Raw genomic sequence first — 22,569 nt, forward strand, 5'->3', positions numbered from 1 at the left:
ACAATGTCTAAACAATGACAACAACTGTTTTTTTCGAAAAAATAAAAAAGGAAGTCCAATTATTTGACCCCATTGCTTTAACAGAAATGGAAAAGGTCAAGCTAATGGATAGAGTTGATGTAAAATATCTTATTCCACTCAATTTATTGCCAACTATTCTGGCTGATGCCAGACAACATTACCGACTTTTAGAGATTAATCAAGAACGTATTTGCCCTTATCAAACGCTCTATTATGATACAAAAGATTTAACGCTATACCATCAACATCAAGTAGGGAAGCAAAATCGTTATAAAGTTCGTTCAAGAAACTATGTGGGTTCTAATTTGCAGTTTTTTGAGGTGAAACTGAAAAATAATCGCGGTCGAACCATCAAAAAAAGAATTAAAATCAATGGAATTAACGAAAGTTACTTATCCGATGATAGTTCGGCATTTCTTGGTAGAATTAGTCCACTTAACCCCGAAAATCTCCAAGGAATTATGTGGGTAAATTATAGTCGACTAACACTAGTGAGCAAACATACAACCGAACGCCTTACGATTGATTTACAACTAACATTTAAGAACAATTCTAAAGAAGTACAATTCGCTCAAATTGCCATCGCTGAAATCAAGCAAGAACGCATGGGAGCATCACCAATTCTTGATATTCTGAAAAAACATCATTTAAAATCAGGTTCAATTAGTAAATACTGTTTCGGTATCATTAGCCTCTTTGAAAACATCAAGAAAAATAATTTCAAAAAACACCTAAGAAGAATTTCAAAAACCTTACTCCAATATGAATCTTTTACAGCAAACGCTATCGCCTGATACTTTACAATCTGTTCAAACAGCTTCTTTTGAATTGTTCGAGAAACTTTCCAATAAGTTCTTTGTGAGGCTATTCATCGACCTCTTGTCAGTATTTGTACTTATTAGACTTATTTTTTATCGTAACTACAAAAAAGCCGATCAATATCTAACGTTTTTTGCCTTCAACTTGGTTATTTTCTTAATAACTTATTTGCTTAATAAAGTTGAAATGTCAATGGGTGCCGCTTTTGGTTTATTTGCCGTATTTTCAATGCTACGTTACCGCACCGAAAGTATCTCGCCCAAAGATATGACCTACCTTTTCTTGGTCATTGCTATAGGTCTGCTATCAGCCATCAGTAAAGGCGGTTGGGACGAACTTACTTTACTCAATGGTATAATTCTATTGGCTACTTTTCTCTTAGAAAGTAATTGGTTAATAAAGAAGGAATTTACTAAATCATTAATTTATGATAATATCAACCTTATTACACCAGAAAGACGCTCCGATTTATTAGAAGATTTGAAAAAACGCACAGGCTTGAATATACATCGTGTAGAAATTCAAGAAATTGACTTCCTGAAAGATGCTACTAGAATGACTATTTACTATTTCGATTAATCTATATATCAATTAGCATGTGAGTTTAAACTGAAACATTTCCTTTATGACAAAATATCTTAAAATATTTACTCTATTATTAATTTCGCTTGGTACTTATGCCCAAAAATCGGAAGTAGATTTTCAGACTCGCCCTGCTATTTCACTCGACATTGATTTCAAGAAAGGTTGGAGTTTAGGAACTGAATACAGGGCTAAATTTAATGAAAATTCAAGCAATTATCGAGGTTCATACTTTTACTTTGAAGGCGATAAAAAAATCAACAAATACCTTTCGGTAGGAGCAGCCTATCGTTTTGGTATTATAAATGGTGAAAATTTTCACCGTTTTGCGGGTAATATCGAAGGAAAATATAAAGTAAAAAGAATTACTTTCTCACTACGTGAAACCTATCAAACGCAAAAACAAACTTTCATTGGCGATGATGAAGGTACGGCCGAAAAATATTGGCGTACAAGATTAGGTCTAAAATATGCAGTAAGCAAAAAGTTAGATTTTAGTATTTCTACCGAAACATTCATGCATGATAATGAAGGAGTTTTTGAAACTGATTTTTGGAGAAATCGTGCAGGAATAACTTACGAATACCTGAAGAATAAAAGCTTAAATCTCTATTACATTTGGCAGCCTGATGTAAATAAAAAATATCCCGACACTAAAAATATCGTAGGAATCAATTTCATTTTTGGCATCAAAGCCAAGTAAAGTACCCAAATTCAACCTAATCCCTATTACCAAAATGTTTACTCGAAAAGTAATACTTACTACTCTTTTGTTGGGGTTATCTTTAACGGTTTTTGCTCAAAAATCTGTCACTGATTTCCAGACTTGGTATGATGCTGCTGTTAAATTAAATTTAAAAAAGGGTTGGAAACTTTCGAGCCGCTTTCGAGTTCGACTCAATGAAAATTCAAGCAATTATCGTGGTTCTTACTTATTTTTAGAAGGAGAAAAAAGAGTTAATAAATATATAAGAGTTTTAGCTAATTACCGTTTGGCTTGGGTAGAAGGCAATCAATACCACCGATTTTTGATTGGTACTAATGCTCAATTTAAAACTAATGGCTTTACTTTTTTCACTCGACCGATGATACAATATCAGAAAGAATATTTTATCAACGACGAAAGCTCTAATAATGATAGTGAAAGTTTTCTACGCCTTCGCTCTGGCCTTAGATATAAAATCAATAAACATTGGGAAACGTACGCCTACGCTGAGCCTTTTTTTAAAATCAAATCTGGAAAGCCCCTTTCTACTTCTTTTTGGCAAAACTCCGTCGGCCTCACTTATGAATACAACAAAAATAAGTATGCTACAATCTATTACATTTGGCAACCCGAAGTAAATAAAAAATATCCCGATACCAACCAAATTCTTGGTTTAAGTTTAGAGTTTGAAATTAAGCCTTGATATGTACTTCGTCCCCCCCCTACGGATAATCTATATAATATTATTCTAATGAGAAACATTATTTTAAAATTTTGAGTCAATTGAACTACCCTTCATTGCAATATTTCTACCAAATTAAAGGCACTCTAATCGAACCAATACGAGCTATTATTTGTCATTAATATAGAATTATTTACTGTGCCAAAGTGTTAAAATATTAAAAGAAAAAAATCTTGCATATTAAGTTTACTTTTTTTTAATACAATTAATAAAAAATTTTAATTAAAAAAAAGGCATTTCACGCTATAAAAGTCCCATAAAGCTACTTATCGAACGGTACGTTTGAAGTGGCAATTGATTATTGAATTTGATACGCCTTTATTGGTGTGATTTTTGCTTCTTTAATAGTCAAAACAACTAAACGTGTGAATGTTAATGGTACGATTTATTCTATCAGGGTATGTATTAACTTCCACTTTTCCTGATAGATGAATAGACCTATACTTGAGACTCCTAGGATTAAGAGAGAAAAACTTATGCCTATTACGAACAATTTAAGTACATTTGATTGGGTGGATAATTTTGCTTTAGATAACGCTGTTGAGTTAGTTGCACAATATTTTCAGACACCCATTGCTGGGGTTTCTTTTATTGACAATAACATTCAGTGGCTCAAGTCAAAAATTGGCTTGACTGAAAACTCATATCCTATTAGCAATTCATTTTGTCAATACACCATTACTCATGATGGTGTATTCGAAATATCTGATATATCCAATAATCAAGATTTCAAAGATACAGCGGCAGCACTGGCCAATCCTGATTTTAAATTTTATGCTGGTATTCAGCTAAAATCAATTCATGGATTGATTAGTACTTTGTTCATTGCTGATTTCATGCCAAAGTCGTTAAATGACCAAGAAAAAAAGTCATTAATCACATTTGCTTCGAACATCTACGCAATATTAGCCTTAAATAATCAAAACTCGAAGCCTCCTATTAGTAGTAGAACTATTGATTACTCCATTAAACAACAACTAAATTCAGTAATTGATAATTTATCTAATACTATTTCTAACGACTACCAAAGCCTTCAAGCCAATAATGAAACCATAAAAAAATCATATTGGGTTGAGGTAAGTGCAAGTTCTAGTTTAGATGATTCTAGAATTGAAAATATCAAAATTAATACCGACTTCATAGATGTAACAGAAAAGAAAAGGAAAGACGCTGAAATATTAACCCTAATTTCTACACAAAATGCAATTTTTAATGGGGTTTCATTTGCTGTTATCTTTACTGATACAAATGGTATTATCCGCAGAATTAATAAAGCAGGATTAGACCTCATTGGATATACAAATGACGAAACTGTTGGAAAAACACCAGAGTTTTTCCATGATCCAGAAGAAGTAAGAGAGCGTTCATTAGCCTTATCATTAGAGTTCGGCAAAATGGTTTCTCCTGGATTTGATACCTTTGTCATGAAAGCACGACTAGAAAATAAGGTTGATGTTAATGAATGGACATATATCACCAAAGAGGGTAAGCGTATTCCTATTAATCTAAGCGTTACATGTATTAAGAATAACGAAGGAGAAATTATTGGTTATCTTGGAGTTGCTGAAGATTATACCGAAAAGAAACAAGCAAAAGAAGAACTAATTAAAGCCAAAAACGATGCCGAAATGGCTGTTCATGCTAAAGATAGCTTCTTAGCTAATATGAGTCATGAAATCAGGACTCCCCTCAATGCAATTATTGGTTTTACTGAATTATTGTCGCAGAGTAAACTTGATGCCTCTCAACACGAGTACATCAATCACATACAAGTTGCAGGCGATAATTTACTACTAATCATTAATGATATTCTTGATTTATCTAAAATAGAATCAGGTCAATTAGTAATTGAGACTTATCCGTTTAATATTACTGATACCTTAAATCACGTTTATAGTTTACTTAAAATCAAAGCCGCACAAAATAATATTGATTTTTCTTTATCTCTGGCCGATGACCTTCCAGAATATATACTTGGTGATAAAGGTAGAATCAATCAAATTTTAGTAAATTTAGCGGGTAATGCCATCAAGTTTACCAAAGATGGAAAAGTAACCATTTCTGTCAAAAAAGTTAATGAAAATAACGATAGCATTACTTTACAGTTCTCTGTTAAAGATACGGGTATTGGTATTCCTCAAGAAAAGTTAAATAGCATTTTTGATAGATTTACTCAAGCAGAAGCCAGTACAACACGTCGATTTGGCGGCTCTGGTTTAGGTTTAAATATTGTTAAACAATTAGTTTCTTTACAAAAAGGGAAACTGTTTGTTGAAAGTAAATTAGGGGAAGGCTCTGAGTTTTACTTTATAGTTACATTCCAAAAGGTAGACTCGAGCACTGTCGATAATATTAAAGACACTACCTTAAAAGCACAATCTATTAGTTCGCTTTCAATTTTACTATGCGAGGATAACCAGCTGAATCAGATTCTAGCCAAAAATGTATTACATAATTTTGGTTTCAGTGTAGATATTGCCAATAATGGGCAAGAAGCCATTGAGGCATTAGCCCAAAATAAATATCAGCTGATTTTGATGGATTTGCAGATGCCAATAATGGATGGTTATCAAGCAACTATTTACATTCGTAATGTTTTAAATTCTAATATCCCAATCATTGCAATGACCGCCCATTCTTTGGTCGGAGAACAACAAAAATGCTTTGATATTGGTATGAACGGTTATTTAGCAAAACCTTTCAAACAGCATGAATTATTAGAGAAAATTCAGTCAGTAGTAGAAAACTCCGAATTTAAAGAAAAAATGGCAACCCAAACACCAGAAGAATCAACCAATAACACCCCTGAGGAATCAATCAATAATACACCTGAAGAGCATGTACTCGATTTATCATATCTTGAGTCAATCGGTGGGGGAAATACTGAGTTTATTAAAGAAATGATTTCATTATTTATGCAAGGTGTACCTACAGACGTAGAGCAGCTTGAACAAAAAATACTTGAAAAAGAGGTCGATGGTGTTAAAGCAGTCGCTCACCACATGAAATCATCATTAGGTATGTTTGGAATGTCCAAAGAGGTTAAGTTTCTAGAAAAGACTGAGCAAAACGCAAAAAATGGAATAATCAGTACAGATATTAACGCTGAATTTCCAATTTTCAAAGCCAGTGTACAGCGTACACTTAATAGCATGCAAGCCTACATTAAATAAAATTATTTTATATCTTAGCGTTAAACTGTAATCGAAGCAAATGTCGAAGCTAGAAGTTTGGCTTAGAGGCCCTCTTCCCGATGTGCCACCTTTATTACAGCCTATCGTACATACATTATTACAAGCACAAGAAGAGTTGCATGAGTCACTTGCTCACTTTGCCAATCATTTACTTTGGCAAAGACCCGAAGGAGTAGCCTCGGTGGCATTTCATTTACAGCATATTACTGGCGTATTAGACCGGCTGCTTACGTATGCCCGTGGAGAAATGTTAAATGAACAACAGTTAGACCAGTTAAAAGCCGAAGGTGTTGAAAATCAATCTATTACAGTACAAGGACTTTTAGATGCACTTGATATACAAGTAGAAAAAGCAATTAATCAAATTAAAAAGACCAACCAAGAATCACTCACAGAAATTCGTTATGTTGGGCGTGCAAGAATACCTTCCACACAAATTGGCTTACTCTTTCATGCAGCCGAACACACAACCCGCCACTTAGGCCAGTTGCTAGTTACTGCGAAGTCAGTAAAGTAGGTAAAGCATTTATCAAAGATATAGTGGTCTTTCTATCAGCTACTTGCCATTGGGCTTGTATTTGTTCTACTGCTTTTTTTGCTTTCTTCGCTCCTACTATTTTTCCAAGTGAATTTTCTACTGCATACATCAAGCCTTTAATTTCTACCTCATCGGCATCCATCAGAATGGCAGCCCGCAATCTACTTATGCTTTGCTCGAAATAAACTTGATTACTTTGTTCGCTAGTTATAAGTACGTCTCTTTCTTCAAAGGTATCGCTCGGAGTACCATTGAAAGCATAGTAACAGATGATAAGCATAAAAACCGCTAATGAAACAGTATTTTGTAAATGATTTTGGCGAGATGGAACCGAAAAATGCATTGACTTTGTTTTTTATACAAAATAAGTTGACTAATGTTAGATAGAATTTATCTGAATATTAAGAAACCATAAATTTTGAAAGTTCTTCTATTTCTTGTATCAGATTACTTCTCAATTTCTTAACATTGGCACAATATTTAGTTTAAATATTCAAACGACCTTTGTGGCGTAAAATAAATGAAGAATGAAAAAAGGAAGTTTCAGACTAAGCCAAGCTCACTGGAGATATACAGTGAGGATCACAAACGGCCTCAGTGAAGAACGTTTGTATGAGGATACCGATGAGGATTTCTACGGTGATGCCTTTGAAAGCGATGATTTCGATGAAGTTTTCGACGATGCTATCGGCGAAAATTTATCAATCGCCGCTTAATTATTTAAGAATTAAAAATTTATCATATAGTTTTGTTTAGGTTAGTAATCAAAGAATCAGCAGAGAGAATTTCACTCTGCTTTATTTTGCTTCAAAACTAGGCCTCCCAAACAAAAAGCCCTTAGATTTTTCAATCTAAGGGCTTTTTTATTTAAACACTTATACTTATTTGTACTTTACGGAACGTCCGATTCAGAATTCCTCGATAAACACTCCCAAAACGCTCATAACACCACTTTCGCAATTCTTTGATTTCTTTTAGGGATAATTGTTTTAAACCTTTTTTTAATTCTTTTTCAAACAGTTCCTTCTCAAAACTGACTTTTTCTAAAATCAGTTTAACATACTCAATCATCTTCATAGAACTCCTATTTTTTTAATGAACAGATGGTAATAGAGGAAAAGTATGTAAATTTAACAATATTTTTTTGTACTTAACAAAGTATTTTTTAAGTATTTATCATTAAATCTTTCTCCCCTACTATATTCCTTATAACGTTAATAGGAGTTCGTCTATTTCTTTTTCTGTGTTAAAAAAAGATAAAATCTTCAATAAAACTGCTTCCATAACTGCGTCTGGGCAAGAGGCTCCGCAGGTAAGCATAACTGTAAGCTGTGGTTTTTCAGGAAGGAAATCATCCGTTATTTCTTGTTTTTTATGCAAATTATAGCGTTTTACTAGGTTTTTATCTAAAATACTCTCATGGGATTGAATAAAATAGGTGGGTAGTTTTTCTTCGCAAAGCTCAACTAAGTGAGAAGTGTTTGAACTATTATATCCGCCTACAACAACAGCTAAATCAGCCTGATTTTCAAGCAAAGCATAAGTAGCTTCTTGGTTATCATTGGTAGCATAACAAAGTGTATCACGAGTATTGGCAAAATATCTTTCTACTTCATTTGGCTGGGCGTTGTGATACTTTGTAATTACTTGTTTCAAGAAATCGGCAATACTCTGTGTATCCGAAGCCAACATGGTAGTTTGATTCACAACACCAATTCGGTCTAGATCTTTTTCGGGGTCAAAGCCTTCAGAGTATTGTCCAGCAAAATCTTCATAAAATTGTTCTTTGGGCAACTCTCGTGTAATATATTTAGCCAATTTCTCGGCTTCTTTCATATCATTAACCACCACAGTCGGGGCATTTTGCTTACTATGCGAAAACGTCGCACGAGTTTCTTCGTGCTTAGGTTTTCCATGAACTACAATGCTGTAGCCACGTTCGCCAATTTGCCCAGCCCTATTCCAAACTTTCTCTACAAAAGGGCATGTTGTATCATATTTGTAAGGGTCAATTCCTAAAGAAGTCAGTTGCTGCTGAATTTCAATGGTTGTTCCAAAAGCTGGCACTACTACCGCATCTTCAGGTTTAAGCTCACTCCAATCAATCAGTTGATTTCCCTTGGTATCCATCAAAAACTTAACGCCTTGAGAAAGCAAATCTGCATTAACATCAGGATTATGAATCATTTCACTCAGAAAGAAAATTCTTTTATCAGGATTTTCTCTGATAGTTTTGTAAGCAATCTCAACGGCATTCTCTACACCATAACAAAAACCAAAATGGCGGGCTATTAAAAACTTAATAGTGCCAAAATCTAGCACCGTAGGCGTAAAATCTTTTTTTAACTTATCTTTACTCCGACGAGCTTCTTTGATTTTGCCGATGATATTACTTTTATAAATTTCTGGAATAACGAATGATTTCATATTAATCGATGATAAATGACCATACAGCGAAAACTATCAGCTAATTATTTACAAAACTAACAGATGATTTATATATAATGAGGAATTATCTGTATTTTCGCACAAATAAACGCCAATTGGCGGCTTTCTTAAATACGCTATTTATCTAAAATAACATATTTTAATGGGATTGTGTTTTATAAAATACCTAAAACTTCAAGCGGATAAGCTCACTACTAACCACCTGCCAAATGCTATATACATTACCCTAATCTTAATTTTCTTTGACTTCAGAGCAAATTTTGCCCAAAGTACCTTCACTCCACTTAACGAAGATTTTAATAATCTCATCGAACGATATGAAATTAAAAGTGGGAGTTTGCTAAATCTCCACTCAAATATCAAACCTGTGAGGAGAAAAGATTTAGTTAAACTAAGTTCAGATTTAGTCAATGATGAAAAAGTAAAGCTTTCAAAAATAGACTTATTTAATTTAAAATACCTTCAAAATGATAGCTGGGAATGGTTGAATGAAGAACAGCTACCTCAAAGCAATAGCAAGAAAACACTTTGGAAACATTTCTTTCATAAAAAATCTGACTTTTACAGTTTTCATGATAAAGAAACCGATTTTCATATTAGTCCAATTTTTCAATTTGGAGCCAGCAAAGATAATCAAACTAAAGATACGCCCTACACTAATACACGTGGCATTGAAATTCGTGGTACATTGAATAAAAAACTGGGATTTTATTCGATGTTTACTGAAAATCAAATATTATACCCTGAATATGTAAGGGAATATAACCGTTCATTTAGAGCAAATCCTTATGAGGGCTTTACCAAAGTTCCCAATGCAGATTCAAGTAGATATTTGGCCGATTTCTTTTCAGCAAGAGGTTATATTACTTTCCAAGCCCTAAAAAGTGTGCAACTTCAATTCGGGCATGATAAAAACTTTATCGGCTCTGGTATTCGTTCGATGATTCTTTCAGATTTTTCAGCCCCGTACCTGCATCTAAAGATTCTCACGAATGTCGGACGCTTTCAGTACATGAATTTGTTTGCACAAATGATTAATAAACAGATTCCTGTAGCAGTCGATAATACCGATATACTACCGCCTAAATATTTTTCGCTTCATCATCTAAGTATTAATATCACTAAAAACCTCAATCTTGGCTTTTTTGAAAGTATTGTTTTCGGGAAACGACAAGTTGGTTTTGATATTAATTATCTTAATCCAATTATTTTTCTGCGATTCGTTGAAGGGCATCTAGGAAGTACGGATAACTCTATTGCGGGGGCAAATTTTAAATATAACTTCAAACGCCAATTTTCGATTTATGGGCAATTTGTATTAGACGAGTTTAATATAAAATATTTCGAAAAAAATGGTTGGTGGGCTAAAAAATACGCTACTCAAATTGGAGCCAAATACATTGATGTTTTAGGAGTAAAGAACCTAGACCTACAAGCAGAATATAACTTAGCTCGCCCGTATATGTATAGTCATTATTCGACTTACAGTAATTATGTAAACTATAATTTGCCATTGGCTCATCCTTTAGGTGCTAATTTTAAAGAATTTCTATTAGTAGCACGCTATCAGCCAATTGAAAGGTTGAATTTTAATTTTACATCTATGCTTAGTAAACAAGGCAAAGATTCAAACATAATTAATTGGGGCGGTGATATTTTACGAAGCTATATGGTTGCACGACCATATGATTTTGGGAATACGATTGGACAGGGCTCCCTTGTCAATACTCGATTTTTTCAATTTTCTACTTCCTACATGATTGCACATAATTTATTTGCAGATTTAAGGGTACAAAATAGAAATATCAATCTAGCAGGAGATATAAATGATAAAAAAAATATGATTTTTTCACTAGGTTTGCGTTGGAACACCTACCAGCGACAACTATTATTTTGAGTTATATCGCCATTTTCAAAAATATATTTCTCCACTTATTATCATGTTTGTTTTAACCGAAAACAACTCCGTAGCCAATCACTTCTTATCAGAATTGAGAGACCAACAAATTCAACTAGATTCGATGCGTTTTCGACGAAATTTAGAACGTTTGGGAGAGATTTTTGCCTACGAAATCTCTAAAACATTAAGTTTTCAGAAAACAGAGGTATCAACGCAATTAGGAGTAAAAAAAACTTATAAACTTTCACAGGAAGTGGTATTGGTTACGATTCTCCGTGCAGGTTTGCCCTTACATCAAGGTTTATTGAATTATTTCGATAAAGCTGAAAATGCCTTTATCGGGGCTTATCGGGGTAAACATGATGATAAAGAAGCTTTTGAAATTGAAATGGATTACATTACGAGTCCTGACATTCATGATAAAGTATTGATTATCAGTGACCCCATGCTAGCAACTGGAAAATCAATCGAAAAAGCATATCATGCAATGCTTCGTTATGGGATTCCGGCTAAAACTCATATTGTTTCGGCAATAGCTAGCCAACGTGGTGTGCGTTTTATTCAAGCCCGATTACCACAGTGTCGTTTGTGGGTAGGTGATGTTGACGACGAAATGAACTCAAAATCTTATATTGTTCCGGGTCTAGGAGATGCTGGTGATTTAGCGTTTGGGGGAAAAGTATAAACGTTATTTCGGTCTGCTTAATGTGGCTTTCATGCGATATTGCAGTACTACTTTTTTGCCTGAAATATTTTCGAGTAATGGCTTCAAAACCAACTCTGCATTTTTCTTAGTTTGGTCTAATATTCCCATCTCAAGAGCCGATTCTTTAATCTTGCTTTCGGCTCTTGAGTAAGCTTCATTCATTAATGACTGCTCATTCATAAAAGCATACTCAGTATCATAAATTTTTGATTTATGGTGGTCAATTTTATAGCTACAAAGCTCTGGGTCTGGCAAATGAACGATAAGCGTATCGCCATTAGTTGCGATATCATCAGGCTTAATTTTGGTCAAATCAATACACCCAATCGCTTCACCCTGTACAATCAAAATGGCTTTAGGATTAGGAAGGTATTCTCTAACTAATTCTTGTTCTACAATATCTCTAAAGGCAAAATTAGCTAATTCTAGCTTGCCTAGAACAGACATTTCCTTCAACACCATATTATGGGTTGTTTGTATATCTTTTACCGCAAAAGGATTTATGTTTTTAAATTTCTCCCATAAAAAAATTGAAAAGACAATAATTCCAATGATTAATAAAACACGTATATATCTCATCAATATCTGCATTTCTTTTATTCTAATATTTATTAAAATGTTTGTAAAAATACAAATTAGTAATGTGTAGTAATTAAACTTCAATAAAAATGATTATAAATTAATAGTTTTTTCGAGAGACATACGTTTTATAACCACAAAGTTCCGATGTTTTTCATATCTTTGTTGCTCTAAAATACATAACCAAAAACTCTATTTACAGTGACGCTTATTAAATCAATCTCAGGTATTCGAGGGACTATTGGTGGAAAAAGTGGTGATTCGTTGACCCCCTTAGATGTCGTGAAATTTACCGCTGCTTATGGTTCTTGGCTAAAAAATAAAAATGCCGAAAAACCACTACGCGTTGTAATTGGACGAGACGCCCGTTTATCAGGAAAAATGGTGTCTGATTTGGTTTCAGCAACCCTTGTCGGCATGGGATTTCATGTTATTGACCTTGGCCTATCTACAACACCAACCGTTGAAATTGCTGTTCCTCTTGAAAATGCCTTAGGTGGAATTATTCTTACGGCAAGTCATAACCCTATTCAGTGGAATGCTCTCAAATTACTCAATGATAAAGGAGAATTTATTTCAGGCTCTGACGGCGAAGAACTCCTAGCCATTGCAGAAAATGATAGTGCAGAATATGCCGATGTGAAAAGTTTGGGAAAAGTTGAAACAAACGATACCTATCTAAAAAAACATATCGAGTTGATTTTGGCTTTACCAATGGTCAATAAAGACGCGATTGCCAAGGCCAATTTCAAGATTTGTGTTGATGCAGTCAACTCTTCTGGTGGGATAGCGGTTCCGATGTTGCTAGAAGCTTTAGGTGTAAAAGAAATTAAGAAAATTAATTGCGAACCAACGGGCGTATTTGCTCATAATCCTGAACCTCTTCCCGAAAATCTAAGAGAGATTTCAAGTGAATTACATAAAGGAAATTATGATTTAGGAATAGTTGTAGACCCAGATGTTGACCGCCTTGCGTTTATCAATGAAGATGGAGAACCATTTGGTGAAGAATATACTTTAGTGGCCGTAGCCGATTATATTCTACAAAATGCAAACATTAAAGAAGGCTTAACCACAGTTTCAAACTTATCTTCAACCCTTGCACTGAAAGATGTAACCCAAAAAGCGGGTGGCACCTATCATTCTGCCGCAGTAGGAGAAGTAAATGTGGTAACCAAAATGAAAGAAGTAGGTGCGATAATCGGAGGAGAAGGAAATGGGGGCATCATTTACCCTGAGTTCCATTATGGTCGAGATGCTTTGGTAGGTATTGCCTTATTTTTAAGCCATTTAGCGAAGTTTAACAAGCCTATTGGTTTCTTACGTAACACTTATCCGAATTACCATATTGCCAAAAAGAAAGTCGAACTTACCCCTGATTTAAACGTTGATGGCATTTTAGATGAAATAAAGAGCAAATATGAGCGTTATCCTATAAATGTAGAAGATGGTATAAAAATTAATTTTGAGAAAGAATGGGTGCATTTACGTAAATCAAATACAGAGCCTATTATCAGAATTTACGCGGAGTCAGAGTTTGAAACCACAGCATCCAATCTTGCTGATAAAATTATTCAAGATATTAAAGAATTAATCTCGCTTTAATTCTCAATTTTGTTTACATTAATTGTTTTTATTTTAGACGGCTACACTATAAAAGAGTTTAAAGGCGAATGAAAGTTCGGCTTTAAACTCCTTACTAATAAATACTCATTTTGAGTAAATTTACTTATATATTTTCCTGTTTTCCCTGAATTATTCTAATGTTTTCCTCTCTTTATACCTATTTTCCTCTGAGTACTTTATCCTTGTAAATAGTTTTGGCACTGAATTTGTTAGGTCATTAGTTGCCTACTGTTCGCTATTTATAAATGATTGTTCTCTACAGTCATACCCTTATTTAAATCATATGTTTAGGAAAAAAAGAAATTTTAGTTTTTTCATACCTATCTTATTGCTTATAGGTAGTAGAATGCACGTGTACAGTCAAGGCTTCCCAACTAACCTTGAATGGCAGAAATGTTATGGATGGAATGATTATAACGGAGATGAAGGGTTAAAAGTTATTCCAACGCCTGATGGAAACTTCACTTCTATTGGTAAGCGAAGCCTAAATGGGCTAGAAATGGTATGGGCATCTAAAATGAATCCAACAGGAAGTTTAATTTGGGAAACAACTATTTCTGACAATTCCGCCTATACTGGTTTCAGAGCTCAGGATATTCTACCTAATCAAGATGGGAGTTTTATATTAGTAGCAAAGATAAATAACTATTCAAGTCTAAGATTCAATAATACCAATGCACTAAATGTTGTCTCAGCACCAAATAAAGGTAATGTTGATGTATTAGTAACAAAGCTTGATGCTGATGGTAAGATGGTTTGGTTCAAAACTTTTGGTGGAGATGGAGAAGATGTACCTTTAAAAGTTCTTCCAAGTAATGATGGGGGTTATATAGTATTATCTTACACTGGTTCAGGTAATGGTGATATAAGTGGTTCTGGGAAAAACAACAATGGTTTTAATCAAGATTTATGGTTGCTTAAACTTGATTCAAACGGTGGATTAGTTTCAAAGAAGTGTATCGGAGGTAGTGGAGACGAAGTTGCTTTTGATATGAAAAAAGGTAATGATGGTCATTATATAATTGTTGGTACAAGTACGTCAAATGATGCTGATTTAGGCCCTAATAAAGGAGGAAAAGATGTTTTAGTGGTCAAAATTAATGATTCTTTGGACGTAATTTGGAAGAAAACCTTCGGTGGTTCTCAAAAAGATGAACCTCATAGGGTTTTAGCCCAACCCAATGGAGATATCATAGTTGGATTAATCTCAAATTCCTTCGATAATGATTTCCAATTCGATAAAAGTGATATTTTCCCGTATAACTACGAAGAAAATATTTGGTTGATGAAACTAAATACAAACGGTGATATACAAAATAAGAAAGTATTTGGAGGTTCAGGACGTGATATTTTAAACGAACTACTGGCTACTCGTGATGGAAATTTCGCAATTGGAGGTTCAACTAAATCTAATAATGGCGATATTAAAGACCGAAATAGAATTGCAAGCAATAACAATGGTGCTTATGATGTATTCATTATGAAAGTTACTAGCAATTTTGATTTCCTTTGGTCAAAAACCTTAGGAGGCTCAGCCGATGATGAAGGAAACGGTCTTTTAGAAACTATTGATGGGGCCTATGTCTGTATTGGCACAACTCAATCAAATGATGGTGATGTATCAGGTAATCATTTTAGTTCACAAAACAATAGAGATATTTGGTTACTCAAAATTAACTATAGTTGCGAAAATAATATTACTACGAATAGAGACTTAATAGCGGTAAATACTGATATAATTGCGTCAGAAACGATTACGACTTCTGATAGGATTTCAAATAAATCTAATATTCGTTATGGTGCAAGCAAGAGCATTGATATTTTACCAGATTTTAATTCTGAATACGGAGATGTGGTAGAATTTAATCTTGATGGTTGTAAACAAGCTAATTCTCTCAATATTAATCCGATTCAAATAAAGGTAAACAATGAGTGTCGTGAAGGAGGAATGAAGTTTAAATTCATGCCATTTACGCCTAATTCAAACTTACAGGAATATTCGATTTCGGTTGAAAATCTCGACCCAAAAATTGAGTTTAGTTTTAGCGGAAATACACTCATCACAAAAAATAATCTGCCTAATAATGGAAATGCTTATTTTTTAGTTAAAGTCTCTAAACCCGGTTATGGCGATTTTGAATACCAAAGCTATACCAGTACATGTGAGCACGATAACGCTCCAATCGACTGCCCTGAAAATGAGCGTGATGTGATTCTCGATAAAGAATATTACAACAAAGGCGATGTTTTTACTGCTACTTGGACTGGAACCTTACTCCCAACGCAAGATTTATCTTGGTTCAATGAAAATATTGAAGTGGTCTCAAAGTCTGGGAATACATTAATTGGTAAAATTCTTGATTTTCCTGCTCATATTCAAGCACAACCTGCCCCATTACCTAATGGAGAAAGACCATGCCATGGTTCGACGAGAGTTGAGTTTAGAGCTAAACGATAAAAATTATATAAAAAAATCCCCTATTTATTAGGGGATTTTTTATAAGATTAATCTACCACCACATTCCCACCACCACTGTAACTACGATAATCGCCATTATACATGGCATCGGCTGAAACTGGGCCAAGAACAAACTTACCACGAGATACGACTCTAACTAAGTAATAGAAGGTCTTTTCGGTAGCATCGGCAGTGGTATAGAAATTAATCCTATCATCACGGATATCAAAATGCTGCGGAGTGGAAGCATTTTTTATCCAAGTCATATTTCGGTCTTCATTCAAACGTGGGTTTTCAATTTCAAAGGCTGCTGGTAACATATCCGTTACGACCACATTTTCAACTGGCGTTCCTACAGTACTACTTACGCTTACTTTAACTACCACCAATTGATTTTGCTTCAAAGCTCCATTAATAGGCTCTCCATTTCGATTTAAGAACTGGCGACGTACCTTCAAGAAATTGTCTTCTTCTACATAGCTACCCGTTGCACTGAGGCCTTCTTGTTGGGCAAAATAGTAGAGACCACCTTTACCTTTAGCTGAAATATTAATCACCTTTCCAGCAATTCCTTTCTGCAGATTCAAATCATTACCTGTAAAACTTGCTAATGATTTATTATCAGCAATCAACGAAGCTGTTACGTTCGATTCTCCATTTTTACGAGCAATTTTACCTAAAGCCAAGAAACTGAATACTGATTCCTGTGTTGATAGATAAGGACTTGTTTTAATAGCCTGTGAAAGTATACGAGCTAATTTCGGAATCTGTAAGTTATCGGGGTCAGATTCTACTAAACTATTCAACGAAATGGCCAAATTTCTAATCGGTGAAGCAAAACTACCACCTGTCTGTTTTTGGGTATTCTCAATGGCATAATCTTTTGGTAAAAGCTGTTTAAAGCTTCCTTCATCAGAAATTTGGGCAAAAGTTGCAGCCAACATATAACGCTCATCAGTGGTAAGTAAATTACTATTTGATTTATAGTAATTCATCACTGGTTGATTGGCTTTACCCGCCATTGCCAATGTATAAAGCGAATAAATCATCTCGTGTCGAGCAATGGTTCTGCTTGTCCAAGTACCTGTTTCATTATACAAATAATCTATTTCGGTTAGGTCTTGCATGGAAGTTTTCATCGTAAGGTAATCGAGCATTTTATTCAAGACTCCTTCATTCACTTCATAATCTGCCTTCTTAGCTTCTAGCAAGAAATGAGCTGCAAAAGCAGTACCCCACCAACTTTCAAAATCACCTCCTTGCCAATAACTTACGGCACCATTGGCCAATTGCATGCCTTCAACTTTACGAATAGCCGCCTGTACATTAAACTGTGGATTCCAATCATTTTCACCAGTAACCTTAATCGAACGAGAATTTTTAGCAATAATTTTTGTAAAATCGGCAAAATATAGTTGTGGAAAGGCCTTCGATACAGTTTGTTCGACACAACCATGTGGGTAACCCAATAGATAATCTAGTTGCTTAGCAAACTGCACCATCGGAGAGCGACTAACCAACAAACTTGCTTGAGCAGTACCTGCCATATAATCATTGCTTAGATTGACAGATTCTGTTTTTCCAGCCAAAACAATTCCTGACATTGAACTTTTCAACAATGAAGTTGAAGGACGAATGGTTAGGTCTATTTTTTCTGAAAATTTCTCTTTAAAGCCATTCACAACCACCGCAATACTTCCAGTACCGATTGTGGTAGGTGCTTTAACTGTAAACATTGTACGTACTTCTTTACCCGCAGGAATACTAATTGATTGACTATTAGCCGTTTGTAAAGCTAATCCACCAGTCAGATTTATAGAAACACTAGCAGTTGTGGCAGTTTTCGTGGTATTCGTTACAGTTACTGGAACAACTACTTCATCATTCGGACTTAAGAATCTTGGAGCACCCGTACTAATGACAATCGGGTCTTTTACTTTCATATTAGTATTAGCCGAACCAAAAGCATCATCTTTGTAAGCTACGGCCATGATGCGTAAATCTCCAGAAAACTGTGGAATCTCAAATTCAAATTCGGCTTCCCCTCCCATGCCTGTTTTTATGATTCCAGACCAAACTGCTACTAATTTCGTGCGTCCATTACTGAGTGGATTTACACGTTTTTCTAAATTATAACCATCACCACCAATACTACTACTCGCTAATGATAATTCGGGGAATAAGAATTGATACAAGTCATGGCTACTTACTTCTAAAGCTTGTTTTTGGTAGAAATAACCATGAATATCTGGTGTCCGGAAATTCTTAATCTGCAATATACCTTCATCTACTACGGCTATTGTTAGTTCGGTATTAGCTTTAGTTTTTATTCGTACTTTCTGTTTACGTTTTGAACGAGATTCCTTCGCTGACACTATTTCAATTGGTAATTGATTATCGGCTTTTTCAACCTTCATTGGTGCAAAACCATGTGCAACCGTGAGTGGCATATCTCCACTCTTCATCGGGCGAATGAGTGTAGCTGTTACATAAACATTTGGAAGCATATCTTCCGTAACCTTGAGGTCTATTTCAGCGGATTTTTTATCAGTTTCAACATAAAAATGCTCCAAAACTTTTCCTCTTTCGAGAGTTACGAGCATTTTCCCAGCAAAAGGTGTTTTCAATAATACCTTTGCTTTATCTCCTACTTCATATTTTTCTTTGTCAAATTCCATTAGAACCTGCCCTTCATTACTCACTTCAAAAGCACTGCTAGAGGTACTTCCATAGCCATAAGCATAAAACTGTCGAGCGGCATAGCTTTTCGCTCCAGCTTGAGCAATTCGAATTTCATATTCTCCTGAAACTTGTGGAATAAATTTAATAGCCGATTTCCCAGCAGCAAAGTTTACCTCTTTAGTCTGAACTAATTTCTCTTGACGCTTGGAATTATATCGAATTACTCCATCTTTTTTCTCAACAAGTGTTTGATACTCTATTCGATAGATATTTACTGCGGCGTTAGCAGCTTTAGGCTTACCATCAGTCGATAAAGCTGCCAATGGAATTGTCATCGGTACGTGTGTTCCCACATAGTAGTCGGGCAATGCAATACCATAGAAAGTTTCTTGGGTAAAGACATCAAAGCTTTTCACCCGATTTAATGGCCGGCCAGTTTCATCAAAAACAGTTACATATACTTTACCTTCGAGCACGCCCATATCTTGGTAGGTTGATGGCAACTGAAATGCTTGTTTCGCTTGACCATTATCATCTGTTACCCCCTGACGCACATCGTGCTCAAATTTGGTATCATTCTCAATTTCAAAAGAGTAATCTTCAAAACCCTTTGCATTGAATGCCTTACGTTTAAGGCTAAAATCCATTTCATAATTACGATTCGATGCCGGCGGCCCAAACAAATTAGTGGCAGTAGCAAGCATCTGAACAGTTTCGCCAGTTTTGAATTTATCTTTAGCCGATAAATCAACTTTGATTCTATCTGGCATAAATTCTTCTACACTAATAGCTTTTGAAGTAAGTAAAACATTATTTCCATTCAAAATCTCAATGGTATAAGTACCAGTTACAGCAGCACGGTCTAGTGGAATTGAAGTTTCTACTGCTCCTTGTCCATTAGTATTTTTCAAGAAAGATTTAAACTCTCGTCCATTAGGCAAAACCAAACGAATTTTTAGTGGAATTTCTTCGGCGGAAGCCCATTTGGCATCACGAACCACCGTATTGAAATGAATTTCTTCACCTGGGCGATAAATATCACGGTCTCCATACACAAAGGCGTCCAAACCGGTTGAATTTGCACGCTTACCTTCTACTTCAAAACGTGAAGTTTCTACTTGTGTATCTTCGAGTAGCATATAGTTAAAATCATCTTCTGTACGAGCAGTAACCATTGCTAATTTAAAATTCGGTGCTTTTTCGAGAAGTTTATCAAAAATCACTATGCCTTTACCGTTCGTACGCTGGGTATCCATTACCTGATTATTGCTTGAAATCAGCTTTATTTCTACCTCATTCATGGGTTCAGCATCAACAATTGAATTCACAAAAACCATTAAATCATTACCATCGGCTGATTTTTTGGCTATAATTCCAATATCAGAAACCGAAACAAGTTTCGTGGCATTTTGATAGTATTCATCATTTGAGTTCACATTGACCAAATAAACTCCTCGAAGTTTGGTTTGGTCGGGCATTGGCATATTGAGTACCGAAACCCCATGAACTTTTGATAAATTCCCCGTTTCAATAGTACGCTCAACAATGACATCGCTATAAATTCCTTGGTCATCAGTACCGTAATTGAAGCCATTCACCGTACTTTCTTCCCCATCATAATCATAATTTTCGTAACGATTATTTCTTACAAATGACAGTAGGTTATTTTCGTAAATTTTTGAAATTTTAAGCTTAACTTTCGGAATATTCGTGATACGAATACCCACATTTCTACTCCCTTTTGATGAAAGATATAAGCTTTTCTTACTGGTGAATTCTACATTTGAGGGCATTTCACCAAAAAATAAATCTTTAGAAAACTCCGCATCTAATTTTGCACCCAATGTACCACGAAGGTTATCTTTAATTGTTAGAACATACGCCTCTGATGCACTAAAGTAACCTTTAATGATAAAGCCATTTTCTATCACTTCGGTTTGCGTTTCTACGGCTGGCTCAATACTAAAAGCATCTTTTAAATTATCCGCTGCAATTTGTTGTGTAGTAATTACTTTCACAAAACCTTGATTTTTCTCAAAACCAGTTTCTACATCTACTACTTTTACTACATAAGGTGAAGGTAAAACGCCATCTAATTCTACTTTTTCTTGGGTTGTACCTGCACTTCCCGCAGCTTTTACGCCTTTTTCAATGATTGTTCTTAGCGAAGACTCATCTTTTAAAGAGGGAGCATTATCTAAAGCTAAAACCAATTTTGAATCATTTGGGGTGCTATTTAGGTTAAATTTTGAATCTGTATTTTCAAGTTGAACTTTGAGGAAGTTCGTTACATCAGTTTCTTGGACAGGGTAATTAAAATCAATTTTTGCCTTTGCCACCGGCTTATTGTCGGCTCCTTTTGCCCAAAAAGTTTCGAGTTTTTCTGGTTTTAGATAAGGTGTATGAAATTCGAAAGTTTCGTTGCTAACCTTATACTTTTGGATTGGAGAATTACTTAGAAGTGCGTTTGTAAGCACGGCTTTATAATTGGTTGCTCCTTTAAAGCCATTCGATGGTGAAAAGACTAATTCGTTTTTTGCCGACCATTTGAAAACCCCTTCTACTTTGGGTTCGATTCGAATGTATTCGATGGCTTGCCAAGAATCTAAATCATTTTCAGATACCAAATCTTTATCAAAAGTAAAGACCAAATTTTGAGTAAGTTGAATCTCATCATCGAAATTTCTAGCACTGACACCTACATCATTAAGTTTTGAACAGCTAGTAAAAAGAGAGGTAATAATTAAAACAATTAAACTAAAACGCCAAAAGTAATTGACTTTGGGGCAAACGAGGGGAGAGTCCATGTGTTTACGAAGTTTAGAAATAGGTTTTTCGGGTTATTAACGACGGAATTTCGTGAAATTGTAGCGGATTATCAAAATATTTTTAATGGTAATTTTTGAACAATTACAACTGCATAAATATACAGTAAAGGATAATGATTTCTTTGTATAATACAATTTTATTTATTTGACTTAAATTAGAAGCATTTGTAACGAAATGAGTAAAATTTTATTCGTACTTGTAATCATTCTTTAAAGTATTTTGTAATTTTTCAGAAAAATCAATTTTAACTGCATGAATCCAGAAATAAGGACGCTCAATAGTAGAAAGCTAATAGGTAAAAAGCTCGAAATGAGTTATATAAATAATCGTACTGCTGAGTTATGGCGTAGTTTTATGCCGAGAAGGAAAGAAATTAAAAATAAAGTAGGTGCCGAACTCTATTCTATGCAGATTTATAATGGTATTTTTGATTTTCAGACTTTTAATCCTAATCATACTTTTATCAAATGGGCGGCAATAGAAGTGAGCACTTTCGAAGAAGTCCCCGAAGAGATGGAAAGTTACACACTAATCGGTGGTTTATACGCTGTTTTCTTGCATAAAGGTTCATCTTCGGAATTTCAGCAAACTTTTCAATACATTTTTGGAGAATGGTTACCAAATTCTGAATATAGCATTGACGACCGAGAACATTTTGAACTTTTAGGCGAAAAATATAGAAACGAAAGCCCTGATTCAGAAGAAGAAATTTGGATACCCATTAAACCGCGTATATAGT

At 34.7% G+C, this 22,569-nt stretch carries 17 protein-coding genes; 12 read left to right on the forward strand and 5 right to left on the reverse strand.

Annotated elements, in window-relative coordinates; all coding sequences use genetic code 11:
- The first annotated feature begins 14 nt into the window (after positions 1–14).
- From EMTOL_RS02835 to EMTOL_RS02860, 6 genes are all read left to right on the forward strand, one after another.
- Positions 15–815 (forward strand): polyphosphate polymerase domain-containing protein, encoded by an 801-nt coding sequence (locus EMTOL_RS02835; RefSeq protein WP_015027754.1) that lies wholly within the window; start codon positions 15–17, stop codon positions 813–815.
- Positions 784–1,419 carry a DUF4956 domain-containing protein gene (locus tag EMTOL_RS02840; RefSeq protein WP_015027755.1) on the forward strand — a complete coding sequence of 212 codons (636 nt, stop codon included), beginning with the start codon at positions 784–786 and terminating at the stop codon, positions 1,417–1,419. The genes EMTOL_RS02835 and EMTOL_RS02840 overlap by 32 nt, the downstream gene beginning before the upstream one ends.
- A 46-nt stretch (positions 1,420–1,465) precedes the next feature.
- Positions 1,466–2,125: a DUF2490 domain-containing protein gene (locus EMTOL_RS02845; protein WP_015027756.1), complete on the forward strand. Its 660-nt coding sequence runs from the start codon at positions 1,466–1,468 to the stop codon at positions 2,123–2,125.
- 34 nt (positions 2,126–2,159) lie between these two features.
- Complete coding sequence (locus tag EMTOL_RS02850; RefSeq protein WP_015027757.1) at positions 2,160–2,831, forward strand: DUF2490 domain-containing protein; 672 nt, start codon at positions 2,160–2,162, stop codon at positions 2,829–2,831.
- 515 nt (positions 2,832–3,346) lie between these two features.
- On the forward strand, positions 3,347–6,043 hold the full coding sequence (locus tag EMTOL_RS21620) for a response regulator (protein ID WP_015027758.1): 2,697 nt from the start codon (positions 3,347–3,349) through the stop codon (positions 6,041–6,043).
- Between the two features lie 40 nt (positions 6,044–6,083).
- Complete coding sequence (locus EMTOL_RS02860) at positions 6,084–6,581, forward strand: DinB family protein (protein ID WP_015027759.1); 498 nt, start codon at positions 6,084–6,086, stop codon at positions 6,579–6,581.
- On the opposite strand, the gene EMTOL_RS02865 is transcribed toward EMTOL_RS02860, so the two are convergent.
- Positions 6,559–6,945 carry a hypothetical protein gene (locus EMTOL_RS02865; RefSeq protein WP_015027760.1) on the reverse strand — a complete coding sequence of 129 codons (387 nt, stop codon included), beginning with the start codon at positions 6,943–6,945 and terminating at the stop codon, positions 6,559–6,561. The two genes, EMTOL_RS02860 and EMTOL_RS02865, sit on opposite strands and share 23 nt — an antisense overlap.
- A gap of 232 nt (positions 6,946–7,177) precedes the next feature.
- Between EMTOL_RS02865 and EMTOL_RS02870 the strand changes: the two genes are divergently transcribed.
- On the forward strand, positions 7,178–7,318 hold the full coding sequence (locus EMTOL_RS02870; RefSeq protein WP_305952844.1) for a hypothetical protein: 141 nt from the start codon (positions 7,178–7,180) through the stop codon (positions 7,316–7,318).
- A 151-nt stretch (positions 7,319–7,469) separates the two neighbouring features.
- Here EMTOL_RS02870 and EMTOL_RS02875 read toward each other — a convergent pair whose 3' ends face one another.
- Both EMTOL_RS02875 and EMTOL_RS02880 read right to left on the reverse strand, forming a co-directional pair.
- A complete protein-coding gene (locus EMTOL_RS02875) occupies positions 7,470–7,679 on the reverse strand; it encodes a hypothetical protein (RefSeq protein ID WP_015027762.1) in 210 nt (69 codons plus the stop codon).
- A 129-nt stretch (positions 7,680–7,808) separates the two neighbouring features.
- Positions 7,809–9,029, reverse strand: a complete 1,221-nt coding sequence (locus EMTOL_RS02880; RefSeq protein WP_015027763.1) for a 4-hydroxy-3-methylbut-2-enyl diphosphate reductase — start codon at positions 9,027–9,029, stop codon at positions 7,809–7,811.
- A gap of 163 nt (positions 9,030–9,192) precedes the next feature.
- Between EMTOL_RS02880 and EMTOL_RS02885 the strand changes: the two genes are divergently transcribed.
- Positions 9,193–10,947 carry a capsule assembly Wzi family protein gene (locus EMTOL_RS02885; RefSeq protein ID WP_015027764.1) on the forward strand — a complete coding sequence of 585 codons (1,755 nt, stop codon included), beginning with the start codon at positions 9,193–9,195 and terminating at the stop codon, positions 10,945–10,947.
- A 43-nt stretch (positions 10,948–10,990) separates the two neighbouring features.
- Positions 10,991–11,635: a uracil phosphoribosyltransferase gene (upp, locus tag EMTOL_RS02890; RefSeq protein ID WP_015027765.1), complete on the forward strand. Its 645-nt coding sequence runs from the start codon at positions 10,991–10,993 to the stop codon at positions 11,633–11,635.
- 3 nt (positions 11,636–11,638) lie between these two features.
- Here upp and EMTOL_RS02895 read toward each other — a convergent pair whose 3' ends face one another.
- Positions 11,639–12,235, reverse strand: a complete 597-nt coding sequence (locus tag EMTOL_RS02895) for a DUF4230 domain-containing protein (protein WP_305953161.1) — start codon at positions 12,233–12,235, stop codon at positions 11,639–11,641.
- Between the two features lie 201 nt (positions 12,236–12,436).
- On the opposite strand from EMTOL_RS02895, the gene glmM reads away from it, so the two are divergent.
- Positions 12,437–13,840 (forward strand): phosphoglucosamine mutase, encoded by a 1,404-nt coding sequence (glmM, locus tag EMTOL_RS02900; protein WP_015027767.1) that lies wholly within the window; start codon positions 12,437–12,439, stop codon positions 13,838–13,840.
- Positions 13,841–14,207: 367 nt separating this feature from the next.
- On the forward strand, positions 14,208–16,319 hold the full coding sequence (locus EMTOL_RS02905) for a 3-coathanger stack domain-containing protein (protein WP_041693389.1): 2,112 nt from the start codon (positions 14,208–14,210) through the stop codon (positions 16,317–16,319).
- A 47-nt stretch (positions 16,320–16,366) separates the two neighbouring features.
- Here the strand turns inward: EMTOL_RS02905 and EMTOL_RS02910 are convergent, their stop codons facing one another.
- Positions 16,367–21,808: an alpha-2-macroglobulin family protein gene (locus EMTOL_RS02910; RefSeq protein WP_015027769.1), complete on the reverse strand. Its 5,442-nt coding sequence runs from the start codon at positions 21,806–21,808 to the stop codon at positions 16,367–16,369.
- Between the two features lie 274 nt (positions 21,809–22,082).
- Between EMTOL_RS02910 and EMTOL_RS02915 the strand changes: the two genes are divergently transcribed.
- Complete coding sequence (locus EMTOL_RS02915) at positions 22,083–22,568, forward strand: GyrI-like domain-containing protein (protein ID WP_015027770.1); 486 nt, start codon at positions 22,083–22,085, stop codon at positions 22,566–22,568.
- Position 22,569: the final 1 nt, after the last annotated feature.

It is taken from the genome of Emticicia oligotrophica DSM 17448, assembly GCF_000263195.1.
In the GTDB taxonomy this organism is placed as follows: Bacteria; Bacteroidota; Bacteroidia; order Cytophagales; family Spirosomataceae; genus Emticicia; species Emticicia oligotrophica.

What these genes read in the sequence shown, in the direction of transcription:
- EMTOL_RS02860 (WP_015027759.1), top strand. Translation starts at nt 6,084, where the DNA reads ATGTCGAAGCTAGAAGTTTGGCTTAGAGGCCCTCTTCCCGATGTGCCA.
- EMTOL_RS21620 (WP_015027758.1), top strand. Translation starts at nt 3,347, where the DNA reads ATGCCTATTACGAACAATTTAAGTACATTTGATTGGGTGGATAATTTT.
- upp (WP_015027765.1), top strand. Translation starts at nt 10,991, where the DNA reads ATGTTTGTTTTAACCGAAAACAACTCCGTAGCCAATCACTTCTTATCA.
- EMTOL_RS02850 (WP_015027757.1), top strand. Translation starts at nt 2,160, where the DNA reads ATGTTTACTCGAAAAGTAATACTTACTACTCTTTTGTTGGGGTTATCT.
- EMTOL_RS02875 (WP_015027762.1), bottom strand. Translation starts at nt 7,679, where the DNA reads ATGAAGATGATTGAGTATGTTAAACTGATTTTAGAAAAAGTCAGTTTT.
- EMTOL_RS02905 (WP_041693389.1), top strand. Translation starts at nt 14,208, where the DNA reads ATGCACGTGTACAGTCAAGGCTTCCCAACTAACCTTGAATGGCAGAAA.
- EMTOL_RS02865 (WP_015027760.1), bottom strand. Translation starts at nt 6,945, where the DNA reads ATGCATTTTTCGGTTCCATCTCGCCAAAATCATTTACAAAATACTGTT.
- EMTOL_RS02915 (WP_015027770.1), top strand. Translation starts at nt 22,083, where the DNA reads ATGAATCCAGAAATAAGGACGCTCAATAGTAGAAAGCTAATAGGTAAA.
- EMTOL_RS02835 (WP_015027754.1), top strand. Translation starts at nt 15, where the DNA reads ATGACAACAACTGTTTTTTTCGAAAAAATAAAAAAGGAAGTCCAATTA.
- EMTOL_RS02840 (WP_015027755.1), top strand. Translation starts at nt 784, where the DNA reads ATGAATCTTTTACAGCAAACGCTATCGCCTGATACTTTACAATCTGTT.
- EMTOL_RS02885 (WP_015027764.1), top strand. Translation starts at nt 9,193, where the DNA reads ATGGGATTGTGTTTTATAAAATACCTAAAACTTCAAGCGGATAAGCTC.
- EMTOL_RS02880 (WP_015027763.1), bottom strand. Translation starts at nt 9,029, where the DNA reads ATGAAATCATTCGTTATTCCAGAAATTTATAAAAGTAATATCATCGGC.
- EMTOL_RS02895 (WP_305953161.1), bottom strand. Translation starts at nt 12,235, where the DNA reads ATGAGATATATACGTGTTTTATTAATCATTGGAATTATTGTCTTTTCA.
- EMTOL_RS02910 (WP_015027769.1), bottom strand. Translation starts at nt 21,808, where the DNA reads ATGGACTCTCCCCTCGTTTGCCCCAAAGTCAATTACTTTTGGCGTTTT.
- EMTOL_RS02845 (WP_015027756.1), top strand. Translation starts at nt 1,466, where the DNA reads ATGACAAAATATCTTAAAATATTTACTCTATTATTAATTTCGCTTGGT.